The organism is Streptomyces sp. NPDC058198 (assembly GCF_042882605.1).
GTDB lineage: Bacteria > Actinomycetota > Actinomycetes > Streptomycetales > Streptomycetaceae > Streptomyces.
Genome location: NZ_JBHVVP010000009.1, coordinates 62,860 through 78,512 on the forward strand (window position 1 = coordinate 62,860; position 15,653 = coordinate 78,512).

Annotated in this window: 15 protein-coding genes; 7 read left to right on the plus strand and 8 right to left on the minus strand. The window is 69.3% G+C overall.

Translation table 11 applies throughout. The features are described from left to right. Positions 1–180 precede the first annotated feature (180 nt). The 4 genes from ACFVWW_RS25795 to ACFVWW_RS25810 all read right to left on the minus strand — a co-directional run bounded on the left by ACFVWW_RS25795 (position 181) and on the right by ACFVWW_RS25810 (position 2,698). Positions 181–600, minus strand: coding sequence for a CBS domain-containing protein (locus tag ACFVWW_RS25795; RefSeq protein WP_384188592.1), 420 nt, complete (start codon positions 598–600; stop codon positions 181–183). 247 nt (positions 601–847) lie between these two features. Then, entirely contained in the window at positions 848–1,531 is a 684-nt protein-coding gene (locus ACFVWW_RS25800) for a DUF305 domain-containing protein (protein ID WP_384336598.1), read from the minus strand. Positions 1,532–1,536: 5 nt separating this feature from the next. Beyond that, positions 1,537–2,184: a DUF3105 domain-containing protein gene (locus ACFVWW_RS25805; protein WP_384188595.1), complete on the minus strand. Its 648-nt coding sequence runs from the start codon at positions 2,182–2,184 to the stop codon at positions 1,537–1,539. 91 nt (positions 2,185–2,275) lie between these two features. Next, positions 2,276–2,698: a hypothetical protein gene (locus ACFVWW_RS25810; protein ID WP_386877902.1), complete on the minus strand. Its 423-nt coding sequence runs from the start codon at positions 2,696–2,698 to the stop codon at positions 2,276–2,278. Positions 2,699–2,951: 253 nt separating this feature from the next. Here ACFVWW_RS25810 and ACFVWW_RS25815 point away from each other — a divergent pair, with 253 nt between their 5' ends. Both ACFVWW_RS25815 and glnA read left to right on the plus strand, forming a co-directional pair. Continuing rightward, positions 2,952–3,494, plus strand: coding sequence for a MarR family winged helix-turn-helix transcriptional regulator (locus tag ACFVWW_RS25815; protein ID WP_386877901.1), 543 nt, complete (start codon positions 2,952–2,954; stop codon positions 3,492–3,494). Positions 3,495–3,786: 292 nt separating this feature from the next. Further along, on the plus strand, positions 3,787–5,148 hold the full coding sequence (glnA, locus tag ACFVWW_RS25820) for a type I glutamate--ammonia ligase (protein ID WP_384188601.1): 1,362 nt from the start codon (positions 3,787–3,789) through the stop codon (positions 5,146–5,148). A gap of 58 nt (positions 5,149–5,206) precedes the next feature. Here the strand turns inward: glnA and ACFVWW_RS25825 are convergent, their stop codons facing one another. From ACFVWW_RS25825 to ACFVWW_RS25835, 3 genes are all read right to left on the minus strand, one after another. Next, positions 5,207–5,926, minus strand: coding sequence for an SDR family NAD(P)-dependent oxidoreductase (locus ACFVWW_RS25825; protein WP_389680124.1), 720 nt, complete (start codon positions 5,924–5,926; stop codon positions 5,207–5,209). 236 nt (positions 5,927–6,162) lie between these two features. Further along, a complete protein-coding gene (locus tag ACFVWW_RS25830; RefSeq protein WP_386877900.1) occupies positions 6,163–6,738 on the minus strand; it encodes a GNAT family N-acetyltransferase in 576 nt (191 codons plus the stop codon). An 11-nt stretch (positions 6,739–6,749) separates the two neighbouring features. Beyond that, positions 6,750–8,012: an XRE family transcriptional regulator gene (locus ACFVWW_RS25835; protein WP_386877899.1), complete on the minus strand. Its 1,263-nt coding sequence runs from the start codon at positions 8,010–8,012 to the stop codon at positions 6,750–6,752. A gap of 257 nt (positions 8,013–8,269) precedes the next feature. On the opposite strand from ACFVWW_RS25835, the gene fxlM reads away from it, so the two are divergent. From fxlM to ACFVWW_RS25860, 5 genes are all read left to right on the plus strand, one after another. Beyond that, positions 8,270–9,556, plus strand: a complete 1,287-nt coding sequence (gene fxlM, locus ACFVWW_RS25840) for a methyltransferase, FxLD system (protein ID WP_386877898.1) — start codon at positions 8,270–8,272, stop codon at positions 9,554–9,556. Between the two features lie 5 nt (positions 9,557–9,561). Further along, a complete protein-coding gene (locus tag ACFVWW_RS25845) occupies positions 9,562–9,768 on the plus strand; it encodes an FxLD family lanthipeptide (RefSeq protein ID WP_386877897.1) in 207 nt (68 codons plus the stop codon). 78 nt (positions 9,769–9,846) lie between these two features. Beyond that, a complete protein-coding gene (locus ACFVWW_RS25850) occupies positions 9,847–12,900 on the plus strand; it encodes a lantibiotic dehydratase (RefSeq protein WP_386877896.1) in 3,054 nt (1,017 codons plus the stop codon). Then, positions 12,897–14,123: a lanthionine synthetase C family protein gene (locus ACFVWW_RS25855; RefSeq protein WP_386877895.1), complete on the plus strand. Its 1,227-nt coding sequence runs from the start codon at positions 12,897–12,899 to the stop codon at positions 14,121–14,123. Before ACFVWW_RS25850 ends, ACFVWW_RS25855 begins: the two co-directional genes overlap by 4 nt. Then, positions 14,105–15,112 carry a thiopeptide-type bacteriocin biosynthesis protein gene (locus ACFVWW_RS25860; RefSeq protein ID WP_386877894.1) on the plus strand — a complete coding sequence of 336 codons (1,008 nt, stop codon included), beginning with the start codon at positions 14,105–14,107 and terminating at the stop codon, positions 15,110–15,112. Before ACFVWW_RS25855 ends, ACFVWW_RS25860 begins: the two co-directional genes overlap by 19 nt. A gap of 98 nt (positions 15,113–15,210) precedes the next feature. Here ACFVWW_RS25860 and ACFVWW_RS25865 read toward each other — a convergent pair whose 3' ends face one another. Continuing rightward, positions 15,211–15,651, minus strand: a complete 441-nt coding sequence (locus ACFVWW_RS25865; RefSeq protein ID WP_386877893.1) for a VOC family protein — start codon at positions 15,649–15,651, stop codon at positions 15,211–15,213. Positions 15,652–15,653 lie beyond the last annotated feature (2 nt).

Consider the following 15,653-nt stretch of genomic DNA (forward strand, 5'->3'; position numbering starts at 1 on the left):
CAGTGTAATCGTCTGACTGACACGATGTCCTGGGGCGGGAGTGTGGGCCGTCCCACTCGGCCCCCGTCGGCGCTGACCCGAGGGCGCGCGGCCAGGACTGCCGCGCGCCCCGATGGTGGCGGGTCAGCGGAGCGCGTACGGGTCCGCGGAGCGTGTACGGGTCAGCGGGGCGCGTACGGGTCAGCGGGGCGCGTAGACCTTCTCGGCCCACGTGGCGATCTGGATGTCGGTCAGATGCTGGGCGAGATCGGCCTCGCTGATCATCCCGACCAGACGCTTGTCCTCGATCACCGGGAGCCGGCGGATCTGATGGGTCTGCATCTCCATCAGGACCTCGTCCACGTCCGCGTCCGAGTCGACCCAGCGGGGTGTGCCCCGGGCCATCTCACCCGCCGTGATCTTCGCCGGGTCATGGCCCTTCGCCACACAGCCGACGACGATGTCACGGTCGGTGAGTATGCCGGTCAGCCGCTCGTCGGAGTCGGCTATGGGCAGCGCGCCCACATTCAGATCGCGCATCATCTGTGCGGCGCGGTCGAGCGTCTCGTGCGCGGGGATCCACTGGGCCCCCGCGTGCATCATGTCCTTGGCAGTGGTCATGGGTTTCGTGCCTCCTGTGTGCCGTCCACCCCGAGCCAGAACCATCATCGTGCAGCCGTTCGGGTGACGCGACCGGTGGCACCCGAACGGGTGGCTGAGCCCTGAACGCGGGCCGGCGCCGGGCGCGGGCCGCTGACCGGCATCGGACCGCCAGCCGCACCGGGCCGCGTGCCGCACCGGGCCGGGCCGGACCGTCTGCCGCACCGCATCGGGCCGCCGGTCCCGGGGGACCGACGGCCCGCGCGCGTCAGCCGGTGCGCGGCTTCGCGCCGCGCGCCTTCAGCAGGTCCGCCATCAGGTTCAGCTCCGACTGCTGCGCCGCGGCCATGCCCTCGGCGAGGTCCTTCTCCGTGCCGACCGCGCACATCTCGGCGCAGCCCTTGGCCATCGACACGCCGCCCTTGTGGTGGTCGGTCATCAGCTGGAGATACAGGATCTCGGCCTGCTTGCCACGGGCCTGGCGGAGCCGCTCCAGCTCCGTCTTCGTGGCCATGCCCGGCATCAGCGAGCCGTCGCGGGCCTGATGCTCCGCGTGCCCGTGATCCATCGCGGCGCCGTCGTCCGAGCCCATGTCCATCGGCATCCGCATCCAGGCCATCGGCTCCTGGCCCGCCTCGGCCTTCGGCAGCCCCCACAGGTCCAGCCAGCCCAGCAGCATCCCGCGCTGGTTCGCCTGGGTGTTGGCGATGTCGTACGCCAGTCGGCGCACCTCCTCGTCGTCCGTGCTGTCCCGGACGATGAAGGACATCTCCACCGCCTGCTGGTGGTGGACCGCCATGTCACGGGCGAAGCCCGCGTCCGCCGAGTCCGCCGACGGGGTACGGGGCGCGCCCGGCCCGTCGTCACGCCCGGCCGAGGCCACCGTGGCCGTACCGGCGAAGAGCAGCGCCAGTACGACCGCGGTGATCGCCGCCCACTGGGTGCGGGTCACCGAGCTCACTGCGCGCCCTGCCCGCCCGTGCAGGTAGCGCCCGGCTCAGGGGTCTGCGAGCCCTGTACGTACTTCGTGAGGAACTGCTCCACCCGCGGGTCCGCCGCGTTGTCCACCGAGACCTGCTTGCCCCACGCGCTCAGCATGATCGCGCCGGACTGGTCCTTGACCGGGCTCATCAGCGTGTACGGGGTCTTCTCGACCTTCTCGGAGAGCGTCTTCACATCGGCGTCGGCGGCCTTGTCGTTGTACGTGACCCAGACCGCGCCGTGCTCCAGCGAGTGCACCGCGTTCACGTCCGGTATCGCGTCCTTGTAGACGACGCCGTCGCAGTTCATCCAGACCTGGTTGTGGTCACCGCCCACCGGCGGCTTCATCGGGTACTTCACAGCCTCGGTCACATGGTTGCGGCCGAGCTTCTTGGCATCCCAGGACTTCTCGCCCTTGACGGGCGCCTTGGCCGCCGCCTGCTGCTCTTCCTTCTTGTCGGACTCCTTGTTGAGGATGAAGGCGCCGAAGCCGACGAGGGCGGCCACCACGACGGCGCTCACCGTGATCGTGATGAGGCGGTTGCGCCGCTCGCGGGCCTGCTCGGCGCGGCGCATCTGCTCGATGCGGGCCTTGCGCTCGGCGGACTGGGACTTGGAAGCCATGATGTATGTCCTTCTGCGATAACTACGGAACGCGGATACCTGCGGAACGGAGATCAGGAGATACGGGAACCCGGTGCGGGTGCGGGCCCGGCTACGTCCGCAGTACTTGAAGGACGTGGAGGTCCGGCGCGCGGGCGAGCGCTCCGGAGCGGGGCACCTGGCCGGTGGGGTGCGGCGGTTCGAGGTGCTGGAGCTGTACGCCGCCGGTGAGTGGGGCGGCCGGCGGCGGTACGGTGAGCACGGCCGGGCTCAGATGCGGGAAGAGCCCGCAGTCGCCGTTGTCGTACGGACAGCTGAACCGGTCCTCGGCCCTGACCTGCTCGGCCCGGACGTGCTGGACGTGCGGGGCCCGGCTGCCGGCGGCGGTGGCCCCGGCGGCCGAATCGGGCCGATGATGAGCGTCGGCGGGACCGGGTCCTGGCCCCAGACATATGAAGAGCGCGGCGAACAGCGTCGCCACGGCACTCACCAGTGCCGTGGGACGCGTGATGCCTGTGCGACGCGGTCCCCCCATGGGCGCAAATCGTAGTGCGTACTCCCCGCCGCGCAGCAGTGAGGAGCCGCTTCTGCGGCCGGATCCCGCCCCTGGACGGAGCCGATGTGGTACGAACCGGGCACGGTACGGCCCTGGCGCGGTGACGGACCCGGTCGCCGCCGCGACCGTACGGACTCCGTCGCCACCCGCGCCGGACCCGGTCGCGTACCGCGCCGGACCCTGTGGCCACCCGCGACGGTACGGACCCGGGCCCGGCGCGGTACAAAGAGGCATGGCCCACCCTCCCCAGCCGACGCCCCCGCAGCAGGGCCCGGCCGACGTCGACGCGGTGACCCACGCGGTGCTGACCGCGTCCCGGCTGCTGGTGGCGGTCTCCACCCGCTCCCTGGCCGCCGTCGCGGACCGGGTCACCCTGCCGCAGTTCCGGCTGCTGATGGTTCTCGCCACCCACGGCGACGCCAAGCTGGTGGAGCTTGCCGAGCGGCTGGGCGTGAACCCCTCCACCGCCATGCGCATGCTGGACCGGCTGATCGCCGCCGGCCTGGCGACCCGGCAGAGCAATCCGGACAACCGCCGCGAGACGATGTTGCGGCTGACCCCGGAGGGCGACAGGCTGGTCGAGGACGTCTCGGCCGCGCGCCATCGCGAGATCTCGGCGATCGTCGAACGGCTGACCCCCGAGCAGCGCTCGGCCCTGGTGGGCGCCCTGACCGCCTTCACCGAGGCGGGCGGGGAGCCGGTGGTTCCGGATGACGATTCGGAGCCGTACCCTCTGGGCTGGTCGGACACGCACGCCCGGCACGGCAACGGCTGACGGGCTGACGGGACCGGACCCGGGGTCCACCGGGAGCGAGCGGGAACGGGCAGGAGCGGGCAGTGGCGGGCGCGGCAACCTCGCGCCATCTATCAGCACCATGGATTGCGATCACCTGTTACATGGGCACCAGACGTACAGGCACTATGGACAGAGACCCGTACACGCGCACGACGCGGGACGTTGGACGGGGGTTCGCAACGCGCCGGAAATCGTGTGGTGGGATGCTCGTGTGCCGCAACGTGCCCCGCGGCAGGGGAGCAGGTGGCCTGACCAGCAAGGATGGGTGGAAATGGATAAGCAGCAGGAATTCGTGCTCCGTACGCTCGAGGAGCGCGACATCCGCTTCGTGCGCCTGTGGTTCACCGATGTGCTCGGCTTCCTGAAGTCGGTCGCCGTCGCGCCCGCCGAGCTGGAGCAGGCCTTCGACGAGGGCATGGGTTTCGACGGCTCCGCGATCGAGGGCTTCGCCCGGGTGTACGAATCCGACATGATCGCCAAGCCCGACCCGGGCACCTTCCAGATCCTGCCCTGGCGCGCGGAGGCCCCCGGTACGGCCCGGATGTTCTGCGACATCCTGATGCCTGACGGCTCGCCGTCCTACGCGGACCCGCGCTATGTCCTCAAGCGCATGCTCGCCAAGACCTCGGATCTCGGCTTCACCTTCTACACCCACCCCGAGATCGAGTTCTTCCTGCTGAAGAGCAAGCCGGTCGACGGCACCCGCCCGACCCCCGCCGACAGCTCCGGCTACTTCGACCACACCCCGCAGAACGTCGGCATGGACTTCCGGCGCCAGGCGATCACGATGCTGGAATCCATGGGCATCTCGGTGGAGTTCAGCCACCACGAGGGCGCCCCCGGCCAGCAGGAGATCGATCTGCGGTACGCGGACGCGCTGTCCACCGCGGACAACATCATGACGTTCCGCCTGGTCATGAAGCAGGTCGCGCTGGAGCAGGGCGTGCAGGCGACTTTCATGCCCAAGCCGTTCTCGGAGTACCCGGGCTCGGGCATGCACACCCACCTCTCGCTCTTCGAGGGCGACCGCAACGCCTTCTACGAGTCGGGCGCGGAGTACCAGCTCTCCAAGGTCGGCCGCTCCTTCATCGCCGGCCTGCTCAAGCACGCCGCCGAGATCTCGGCCGTCACCAACCAGTGGGTCAACTCCTACAAGCGCATCTGGGGCGGCTCCACCCGCACCGCGGGCTCGGGCGGCGAGGCCCCCTCGTACATCTGCTGGGGCCACAACAACCGCTCCGCGCTGATCCGCGTTCCGATGTACAAGCCCGGCAAGACCGGCTCGGCCCGCGTCGAGGTCCGCTCCATCGACTCCGGCGCCAACCCCTACCTCACGTACGCGGTGCTGCTCGCCGCGGGCCTCAAGGGCATCGAGGAGGGCTACGAACTCCCGGCGGGCGCCGACGACGACGTCTGGGCCCTCTCCGACGCCGAACGCCGCGCGATGGGCATCGAGCCCCTCCCGCAGAACCTCGGCGAGGCGATCTCCCTGATGGAGCGCAGCGAACTGGTCGCCGAAACGCTCGGCGAGCACGTCTTCGACTTCTTCCTGCGCAACAAGAAGCAGGAGTGGGAGGAATACCGCTCGGAGGTAACCGCCTTCGAACTCCGCAAGAACCTCCCGGTCCTGTAGCCGCGGGTCAGCGGAGTTTCCTTGCTTGATTGACGCGTCGGGCCGAACGGGCACGGCTTCAGCCGACGCGCAGGCCGCCGTCGACATAGAGATCGATCGCGTTGATCCCCCCGTTGTGGAGGAGGAAGTCGGCGGCGTGGGTGATCTCCGCCATCGTGACCAATCGTCCGATGGGTGTGCGAGCGAGGTGCGGGTGGTCCGGCACATCACGCCAACGCGGGCTGTCACCGACGACTCCGGGGTGCAGGGCATTGACGCGGACCGGAGCCAGTTCGAGCGCCAGCGTCCGCGTCAGTCCCGTGACAGCGGCATTCGCCGCGCTGACGATCGTAGATCCCGGGTAGGGGCGTTCCTTGGCCAGACCGCCGAACAGAACGACCGAAGCGCCGGGACGGAAACGTTCCTTGAGGACTCTCACGGTCTCGGTGTAGCCGACCAACTTGATGGTGGCCGAACGTGCGGCACTCTCCACGCTGAACGCCGCGAGGCTGTTCAGGCTGGGCTCGGCGACCGTGATCACCAGATGGTCCACGCCGCCAAGGCCGCGCAGGGCGTCTTCGATGGTGTCGGGACGGGAGAGATCCACACCGATTCCGCTTACCGTGTCACCGATCTGTGTGGCCACTTCCTCAGCTCTCGCTCCGTCCCGGCTGCCGATCACCACGTCTTCGCCACGTGCGGCGAAGCACTCAGCCATGTGCCGTCCCAGTCCGCTGGTGCCACCGATGATTACTGACGTGGTCATTCGAGTCCCTTCGTCTTGAGAGCCCTGCCTCATGCCCCGCGCCGTCGGTATCCCACAAGCCTTCACACAGGCGTAACGGGTTTCCTTCCTGATCGCCCGGAGCCGCCTCCGCACGAGCGCACTGCGCAAGCCTGTCGGAGACCACGGCCGGCCACGCGACGGCTTGCCGTACATGCCCGCCAGATGATCGACAGGAGCCGGCCCGACGCCCGGCGTGGGCTCCGCCAGGACCGCCCGCTGTACCGGCCCCTCGTACGTGCCGCCCACGGTCACCGAGGTGCGGATACTCCCTCGGCTGCCTGTGCCCGCTCCCGTATGGCACGCAGCATGGCTGTAAGAACGGGGCCGTCGGGTGCCGGTTGCTGGGCGCTGATCTCCTGGTATCCCCATGCCTCGTAAAGCGCCTTCACCTTGCCGTCCCCGGCGAGCGGGTTGACCAGGAGGGAGACCTGTTCCTCGGGACGGGCGGCGAGGAGTTCGTCGTGTATACGCCGGGCGGTGCCGGTGCCACGCCAGGGCACGCGCAGCATGATCTCCTTCAGCGCCACGGTGGGCAGGCCGGTGCACCCGGGCGGCAGAGGTGTGGTCATTCGCCGCCACCAGCGGTCGTCGGGCTGAAGGGTGTTGATGTAGGCGTAGCCGACCGGCTCGGCGCCGTCGAAGCCGACAACGGCCTCCCAGCCGGGCTCCGACGCGTGCCTGGCCAGGCGCTCGCCGTAGCGCTCCACGGAGTAGTGCGCCAGGTGCAGCTTGTCCGTGCGAACCTCGGCGTAGACCTCGATGAGGGTGTCCCAGACCTGGTCGATGTCGATGGCGTGGCGCAGCTCGATGCTGTCCGGTGTCACGGGGGGTTCCTTCAGCTGTCGTGGGTGTACTGGTACCAGGTGCGGGCGGCACCGCTGGAGGGAGCGGCGATGCGGAGCGTGCTGCCGAAGGCTTCCAGGAGCCCAGCGATGCGCGGATGCCGGCCGGCGGAGTCGGTTGGGATGGACATGGCGGTGGTCACGGCGGGTTCCAGGTCGCCCTGACCCAGCTGGGCGTGGGCTAGGCGGGCGGTGGTGATGGCCCGGGTGCGCAGCATGTCGGGGCGGAGGAGGGAGAGGCTGCGGTGGGCGTGGGCCTCGGCGTCCTCGTAGTTCCCCAGGGACAGGCAGGCGGCCAGGGCGAGGTTGTCCAGTTCGGCCTGGTCGTAGAAGGCGTTCAGCCAGAGGGGTCGCTGCTCGCCCGGGTGGGACTGCTCCAGCGCTGTCTGCGCGTGGCCGAGGACCTGGCGGACGGCTCGGGAGTCTCCGGTGAGGCCGAGAATGGCGGCGTGGCGGGCGTGCCCGAGTGAGGCGAACATAGGGTCGCGGCGGGTGATCGGCAGATTGCGGGCGACATCGTTGGCCGCCAGGGCATCCGCCGGCCGCGCCATGTGCCGGTAGAGGCTTCCGGCGTGGGACCAGATGCGGAACTGGATGGTCGGGTCGCCGGACATGGCGGCCAGGCTGGACGCCCGGTGGAAGTGGCGTTGTGCGGCGTCGAATCGGCGGCCGTCGGTGGCGGCCCACATCGCGCTGGAAGTGAAGGAGGCCGCGCACGCGTACAGCGCTCCGCGTACCCGTTGGCCGGCGGTGCCCCGTGCCTGGAGCGCGAGGGCTTCCCCGGCGAGGGCGGCGGCTTGGGTCTCGATGGTGAGCTTGCCTCCGTACCGATGGTCGCTCGCGACGAGGACGGCGAATTTGCTCTGCAGCCGTTCCACGTCGCTCGATCCGACTCGGCGTGGTGCGGCGTGACCGGGAGCGGCGGCACCGAGAGGCAGAACTATGCCGGTGGAGGCGCTGATGAAGCGGCGACGAAGCACAGGGGCCTCCGATGAGTCCATGCGAGCGGCGGCGGGTTCTTGTCTCGGCGTGAAGCCCAAGTCGGTGACGGGACAGTGGAAAACTGCCTCTAACGCCGCACGCTGGCGGCGGTGCGGCCAGCGGGTTTTACCTGTCAGCCAGGTGCGGACGGTGCGGTCGCTCACCGTGCCCCCGTACCCGGCCGAACGCAGGTCGGCGTTGACTGATTCGGCCAGCTCAGTCTGGGTGAAGCCCGCCTCGGCCATCTTCTTCTTGAGGATCTGGTTGCCCTCCACGCCCTCAACATAGCCAGCCCGTGCTCGCCGCAGAACCGAACACCCCGGAAATTACCGGTCCATCGCGAGCCATGCGGTAGCCAATTTTCCGCACGCTCGGTGACGCCTTCTCGTTGACTGAGACACGGCAGCCGCACTCCGACCCTTCGCGCTCATCGCCCGACGGAGAGGTAACGGGATGACTACACTGCGGCGCTTCCTCTGCCTCCCACACCTCCCGTGCTCAGAACAGCCCCCAGGAAGGAATCCATTCATTTATGCCTGAACTGACCGAAGAGGCTCGTGCCGCACGATTGCGTGAACAGGTCGTCGACGAGCTTGCTGCGGACGGCGCGATCGTCTCGGATGCGGTCGCGCACGTCCTGCGCACCGTCCCCAGGCACCTGTTCGCGCCCGAGGCGTCCCTGGAGGACGCCTACAGCGCCTACAACGCGGTAATCACCAAACGGGACGGCGACGGCCTGGCCGTGAGTTCCGTATCCGCTCCCCAGATCCAGGCTTTCATGCTGGAACAGGCCGAGATCCGGACCGGAATGCGGGTACTGGAGATCGGTTCCGGGGGCCTGAACGCCGCCTACCTTGCAGAGTTGGTCGGCGAAGCCGGTGAAGTCACCACGGTGGACATCGACCCCGAGGTGACCAACCGTGCGAGCCGCCTGCTCAAAGAGAACGGCTACCCGCAGGTTCGTGTGGTGACGGCCGACGCCCACAACGGCGTCCCGGCTCACGCCCCCTACGACCGGATCGTGGTCACCGTCGGAGCCTGGGACATTCCGCCCGCCTGGATCACCCAGCTCACCGAGCACGGCCGCATCGTCGTTCCTCTGCGGATGCGCGGGCTGATGCGCTCAGTCGCGCTCCAGCGCATCAGCGATCATCTGGTCAGCACCTCGGCGCGGATCTGTGGCTTCGTACCCATGCAGGGCACGGGAGCCCGTGAGTCCCAAGCGCTGCTGCTCACCGGCACTGATGAGATCACCCTGCGGTTCGACGACGGGCTCCCGCCCGACCCGAGCCTTCTGGACAACGCGGTCCGCATGCCGCGGACCGAGACCTGGACCGGGGTAACGGTCAAACGCGGGGTGCCGGTGGACTCCCTGCAGCTGTACATGGCCACCATGCTGCCGGGCTTCTGCACCATGGCCGTGGACCCGGATCTCGACACCGGTGTGGTCGCCCCGCGCAACAAGCGGTTCTCTCTGGCCGCCGTCTCCGAGGACGGACGGAACTTCGCTTACATCACCCCGCGCCCCGCCACCGACGACACGTTCTTCGAGTACGGGGTCGACGCCCTCGGTCCCGGAGCAGCCGCGTTCGCCGACAAGATCGCCGGTCACCTCCGCACCTGGGGCCGGGACCACCGAGGCGGATCGGGCCCACGCATCACCGTCTACCCGGCGGGAACTCCCGATGGCCAGATTCCCGAGTTGGCCGACGGTCGTGTCATCGACAAGAAGCACAGCCGGGTCGCACTCTCCTGGCCCACGGCTCCGGCTGAGGACCGGGACGTTCCCCACCACCCCACCAAAGAAGAAGGAGAGTGATCGATATGTCGGATCTCGGGTTCTCTGACGGCGCCACGGCGCTGGCCGAACCGCGGATTACGGAGTTCGACGACTTCACGCTGGACGTACGTGTCTTAGTGGCCACCCGCCCCCACGGCAGTGCTGGCGACTGCCCCACCGACGACGGATGTGGCAACACCTGCCAGAACGGCGCCAGCGCGTGTGACTCGTTCATCGACGACCCGGTCTGATCGGCACTGACAGCTGCGCGGGTGCCGGGCCGGCCTTTCCCGCCCGGCACCTCGTCCAGCACCACGGAGGGGGAAATCGTGACAGCACAGCAGTCAGTGAACTACCGGTGCCAGGATGGTGCGCTGCTGCGTGTCACCACCGATCCGGGCGGGCTGGACCTGCCCCGAGACCTCGATCTGTCCGGTGCGGACGCCGCAGCGCGTGGACGCGAGTGGCTGACAGCCGCCTGGCAGCGTGAAGAGGTCCGCGTCGCGGTGAGCGCGGCCAGCCCCGCCCTGAGTGACCGAATCGGCGAGATCGTGAACGGCCGGCGATGCGACGCCCGGCGAGTACGGCGGACTGTGCTGTCCCTCGCGTCCTACCTCCTGCGCTGGCAGCGCCGTTCGACGCCGTTCGGACGCTTTGCCGGCGTCGCCCCGGTGCGGATCGGTGACGTACCGCGGGTCTCGTGGGGAGGAAGGCATAGCACGGGGGTACGAGCGGACACGGCCTGGCTGGCGGGGATCATCGCCCGCCTCCACCGATGTCCTCAACTGCTCGATCGACTGCATGTGGTGGCCGCGAACACAGGGCAGGTGCGCGGCAACCGGTGGGTCGCACCAGGCCTGCCGACGGACGATCGCGCTCAGGCTCTGGCTCCGGTCGAGGTATCCGTACGACACACCGGCCCGGTTCAAGCCGCACTCGCCTGCGCTGCCTCCCCCATTGGGTACGACGAGCTGGGCGCACTGCTCACCGAGCGGTTCCCAACTGCTCCCAGGGGCCGGATCGACGTGATGCTCAGCGGACTGGTCTCGGAGAACATCCTGCTCACCCACCTATGGGCGCCGATGACCCACCTGGACGCCCTCGGGCACCTGTGCACCGAGCTGGAGGCCATCGACGCCCGGGGCATCCCCGGTATCGAGGGCCTGGTGGGCGAACTGTTCGCGATACAGGATCAGATCGCAGACCCAGGTACGGGCGAGGCCGGGCCGGCGAAGCGGATGAGGGCCCTCTGCGGCACCGCGCCAGTGCCGCAGACCGTCGATACCGCCGCGGACTGTGACATCCAGATCCCCGAGTCCGTGGTGCGGGAAGCACAGGAAGCAGTTGGAGTTCTGTGCAGGCTGTCGCCGTATCCGTTCGGGTATCCGGCCTGGCGCGACTACCACGGACGCTTCCGGGCCCGGTACGGAGCAGGAGCGGTGGTTCCCGTCCTGGATCTGGTGGCCGACAGCGGTCTCGGCTTCCCGGCCGGATATCTGGGCTCCCCGTACAAGAGCCCGGGTCGGCAGTTGACCGAGCGCGACGAGAAGCTGTTGCGCCTGGTCCAGCAAGCAACGCTGGACGGAAGCGGTGAGATCGTACTGACCGAGCCGATGATGGCAGATCTGGCGGCCGACGCCGACGGCATGGCGCCGGTGCCTCGGGTGGAGGTGGCCGTCGAGATCCACGCAGTCGCGCAGGCTGCACTGGCCCGTGGTTCGTATCAACTGCTTGTGACCGGCACGCCGAGGCCGGGCAGCAGTATGGCGGGGCGATTCGCCCACCTTCTGCCCGGCCAGGACCGGGTCCGGCTCGCGGCCACTTACCAGGCAACGTCCCCCGATGCGCTGGCCGCGCAGCTTTCCTTCGTCCCGCGTCGTCGCCGCAACGAGAACATCGCCCGCACCATGCGGCTCCTCCCGCACGTGATCTCGCTCTCCGAGCACCGGCCGAAGGACGAAACCGTGATCGAGCCGGCGGACCTCGCGGTCACGGCGGACTCCCGGCGCTTCCACCTCGTTCAACTCTCCACCGGCCGCGCTGTCGAGCCTCGCGTGCTGCATGCGCTGGAGGCCGGTGTGCACACGCCCCCGCTGGCGCGCTTCCTCGCGGAGATCAACACCGCCCGCTGCGCGGTCTACAAGTCCTTCGACTTCGGTGCCGCCGCCCACCTGCCGTATCTGCCCCGGGTGCGCTACCGGCGCACTGTCCTCGCCCCGGCCCGCTGGCTGCTGAATGCCCAGGTGCTGCCCGGCAGTCAGACTTCCACCGCCGAGTGGGACACGGCATTGGCCACGTGGAGAGCCAAACTGCGGGTGCCCGAGCGCATCGCCATGGTGGAGCATGACCAACGGCTGCCCCTGGACCTCACCCATCCGATTCACCGGCTGCTCCTGCGTACCCGTCTCGATAGATCCCGGCGCCTCGAACTGCGCGAAGCCCCCGGACCGCAGGATGTCGGCTGGCTCGGTCGCGCGCACGAACTCCTCCTCCCCCTGACCCTGGCCGAGCCAGTCAGCCGAGGGATAACGGCCTCGCTCCGCGCCACCGCGACCGACGCGGACCACCTTCCAGGCCGCTCGGCCATCCTTCACGCGCGTATCCACGCCCATCCGGACCGCTTCGGCGAGATTCTGACCGAGCATCTGCCCGCCCTTATCGGCACCTTCGAAGCCCGCCCGCAGTGGTGGTTCAGCCGCCACCGCGCCACGCCCCGCCCGGACGCGGACCAACATCTCGCGCTGTGCCTGGCGCTGCCGGACCCCGGCGCGTATGGGAGAGCGGCCGAACGGGTCCACGACTGGTCGGAGGGGTTACGCCGTCGACGCCTGCTGGCGCAGCTCACGCTCGCCACCTACCACCCCCCGTCCGGCCGCTACGGGCACGGCGCGGCAATGGAGACGGCTCATGAGGTATTCGCCGCCGACTCGGCCGCAGCCGTCGCTCAGATCCAGGCGGCCCCCGGCGGGATGGACGGTCAGGCGCTCGCAGCGGCCAGCCTGGTGGATCTCGCGACCCGCTTCGCACCCCACGTCGAGGAAGGGCTTCGCTGGCTGGCCCAGGAGCTGCCGCACGAGAAGGGACCTCTGGACCGGGTGCTGCGCGACAGGGCCCTCGATCTCGCCGACCCCTACGGCAATGCCTCCGGGCTGGGGTCTGCACCCGGCACGGAAGCCGTGGCTGCGGCGTGGCAACAGAGGGCCACCGTGCTGGCTGCCTACCGCGAGCAGTTGTCAGCACAGCGCGACCCACTCACCGTGCTGGGGCCTCTTCTGCACCTGCACCACGTACGTGCCCTCGGCATCGACCCCGACCGGGAACGGGTCACCCGCCGTCTGATCCGTACCTGCGCGCTCCGCCACACAGCCAGGAAGTCCCGATGACTCCGCCCCTCGCACCTACCGACCTGATCGAGCGCTTCGCGCAAAACCTGGCCGAGCCAGGACCTCCGCCCCCGGACGAGCCCTGGGCAACGCAGTCTCTGGCCCAGGGTGCAGCCGGAACAGCTCTGTTGCACATTGAACGGGCCCACACCGGGACCGGAACCTGGCGACAGGCCCATCGGTGGATCACCAGCGCTGTCGCAGGAGAAGTGAGCGCCGGCGAGAGCAGCGGCCTCTACCTGGGCGCACCCGCCATCGCCTTCATGGTGCACGCCGCCGCCGGCTCCTCCGCGCGCTACGTCCACGCCCGCACCACGATCGACCGAAGCGTCGCCGAACTCGCGTACTGCCGCACCGCCACCGGGCTGGATCGGATTCAGCGCGGTGACCTTCCCGCGTTCCGCGAGTACGACATCTTCTCCGGGCTGACCGGTATCGGTGCCTACCTGCTGCACCGAGATCCCACTGACCCCGCACTCGAAGGCGTGCTGACTTACCTCGTCGCCCTCTCCAGACCGCTGCGGCACGAAGGACGGACCGTACCCGGCTGGTGGGTCGGTCATGATCAGTACACCCGTACCGCCGCCCGTTTTCCGTACGGTCACAGCAACCAAGGAGCCGCGCACGGCATTACCGGGCCGCTCTCGTTCCTTGCCCAAGCGATGCGCCATGGCATCACGGTGGACGGCCAGCGCGGGGCCATCGCCACGATCTGCGCCTGGCTTGACCAATGGCAACAGCCTGGAGCGACAGGAGCGTGGTGGCCCGAGTGCATCACCCTCACTGATCTGCGGCACGGCCGGCCCAGCCAGACCGGTCCTGCCCGGCCCAGCTGGTGCTACGGCACTCCCGGCATCGCCCGCGCGCTCCAGCTCGCCGCCATCGCGACCCATGACGTCGAGCGTCAGCGTGCGGCCGAACAGCACCTGACCGACTGTCTGACCGACCCCACCCAGCTCGCACGACTCATCGACTCCGGCCTGTGCCACGGCTGGGCGGGCGTCTATCAGACTGCATGGCGAGCCGCCCGCGACGCCGAGGACCCAGCACTCCGGGCCGCCCTGCCTCGCATGGTCTCCGCCCTCACCGACGCCGCCAGCAACGGGACGACAACCGGTCCCGGCTTCCTCGACGGCAAAGCCGGTACAGCCCTCGCCCTGACCACCGCCGCCCGCGACGCGGCCCCGCTCTCCGGATGGGACGCATGCCTGCTGATCGACTGAGCCCCGCCGGAGTCCAGAAGACCGTGACCGCCGTCCTCGACGTCCTCGCCGGAACACCGCTCAGCAAGGCTGCTGACCTTATGGGCATGGACCCGACGGAGCTGGCAGCGGCCGTCGATGTCTTCCGCCAAGCGGGTAGCCGCGCCCTGGAGCAGCAGGCCGCCACTCCGGACTGGTGGCAGATCTACGTCGAGTTCCCCGACTGGGCGACCGCCGAGACCACGGCAGCCACCCACCTCGCCCCGCTCCTGGACCAGGCCGACATCGAGTGGTGGTTCATCCGCAAACACCCCTGCTGGCGAGTCCGCCTGTACACCCAGGGCCATCCCGGCAGCACGAAAGCCACGGTGAGCACCGCCTTGGACGAACTCGCCGCCACCGGCCACATCCGGCGCTGGTGGACAGGCATCTACGAACCGGAGTCCGCAGCCTTCGGTGGCACGGAGGCGATGAAGGCCGCACACCATCTCTTCCACGCCGACAGCCGCGCCATCCTCACCCTGCCCCACGAGACCCATCACGGTGTCGGCCGCCGCGAACTGTCCGTCCTGCTGTGCACCGCCCTGATGCGCGGCGCCGGACTGGAGTGGTACGAACAGGGCGACGTCTGGCAACGGGTCTCCGCCGAGCGCCCCCTACCCTCCGACGCCATGCCCGATCGGCTCCAGTCGATGGCCGCATGCCTGAGGCCTGTGCTGTTGGCCGACCTCTACCCGGACGGGCCGCTGCTCAGTGATGGCGGCCCTGCGGCGTTCGCCACCGACTGGATAGATGCCTTCCGGGCCTTGGGCACCTTTCTCCGTGAAGCTGCCCGTGAGGGAAGGCTGGAGCGAGGCCTGCGCCAAGTCCTTGCCTACCACGTGATCTTTCACTGGAACCGGCTGGGACTGCCCGCCCGCACGCAGAGCACCCTCGCCTGGGCCGCCCGCACAGCAGTGCTGGACGGTCAGACCCTCCGCATCACCGCAAAGGGAGGAGTCAGCCAATGAAGAAGCCACAGGTCATCCAGATGCTGCGGCAGCGGACGGACCTCCAGGTGCTGTAGGTCCTGGCCGGGCCGGCGCCCGCACGGTGCCGGCCCGGGGTTTCAGGGGGTGCGTTGGGCGAGGGGGGTGGGGGTTTCTTGGACTGTCCAGGTGTTGCCGTCCGGGTCCGGGAAGGAGAAGAAGGAGTTCCACGGGCCGCCGGGGCCCTCCGCCCAGCCGTTGCCCTCGATGTGGCTGACCGGGCCCGCCTCGACGCCGCGTGCGACGACTTCGGCGTGGGCCGCGGTGATGTCCAGGACGCAGAGCTGCATGCCGTGGTACGTGCCGGGCCGGGGCTCCTGTTTGTCCTTGTCCGGGGAGGACATCCCCGAGCCGATGACGATCGAGCAGCCGGAGCCGGGCGGGGTCAGCTGGATGATGCGGACCGTGTCGCCCATCCGCGTGTCGTGGTCGACCGTGAAGCCGAGCTGCTCCGCGTAGAAGGCCTTGGCCCGGTCGAGGTCGGTGACCGGGATGACGACGGCTTCCAGGGTCCAGTCCATGG

What these genes read in the sequence shown, in the direction of transcription:
- ACFVWW_RS25810 (WP_386877902.1), bottom strand. Translation starts at nt 2,698, where the DNA reads ATGGGGGGACCGCGTCGCACAGGCATCACGCGTCCCACGGCACTGGTG.
- ACFVWW_RS25815 (WP_386877901.1), top strand. Translation starts at nt 2,952, where the DNA reads ATGGCCCACCCTCCCCAGCCGACGCCCCCGCAGCAGGGCCCGGCCGAC.
- ACFVWW_RS25825 (WP_389680124.1), bottom strand. Translation starts at nt 5,926, where the DNA reads ATGAGGCAGGGCTCTCAAGACGAAGGGACTCGAATGACCACGTCAGTA.
- glnA (WP_384188601.1), top strand. Translation starts at nt 3,787, where the DNA reads ATGGATAAGCAGCAGGAATTCGTGCTCCGTACGCTCGAGGAGCGCGAC.
- ACFVWW_RS25845 (WP_386877897.1), top strand. Translation starts at nt 9,562, where the DNA reads ATGTCGGATCTCGGGTTCTCTGACGGCGCCACGGCGCTGGCCGAACCG.
- ACFVWW_RS25865 (WP_386877893.1), bottom strand. Translation starts at nt 15,651, where the DNA reads ATGGACTGGACCCTGGAAGCCGTCGTCATCCCGGTCACCGACCTCGAC.
- ACFVWW_RS25855 (WP_386877895.1), top strand. Translation starts at nt 12,897, where the DNA reads ATGACTCCGCCCCTCGCACCTACCGACCTGATCGAGCGCTTCGCGCAA.
- ACFVWW_RS25860 (WP_386877894.1), top strand. Translation starts at nt 14,105, where the DNA reads ATGCCTGCTGATCGACTGAGCCCCGCCGGAGTCCAGAAGACCGTGACC.
- ACFVWW_RS25805 (WP_384188595.1), bottom strand. Translation starts at nt 2,184, where the DNA reads ATGGCTTCCAAGTCCCAGTCCGCCGAGCGCAAGGCCCGCATCGAGCAG.
- ACFVWW_RS25795 (WP_384188592.1), bottom strand. Translation starts at nt 600, where the DNA reads ATGACCACTGCCAAGGACATGATGCACGCGGGGGCCCAGTGGATCCCC.
- fxlM (WP_386877898.1), top strand. Translation starts at nt 8,270, where the DNA reads ATGCCTGAACTGACCGAAGAGGCTCGTGCCGCACGATTGCGTGAACAG.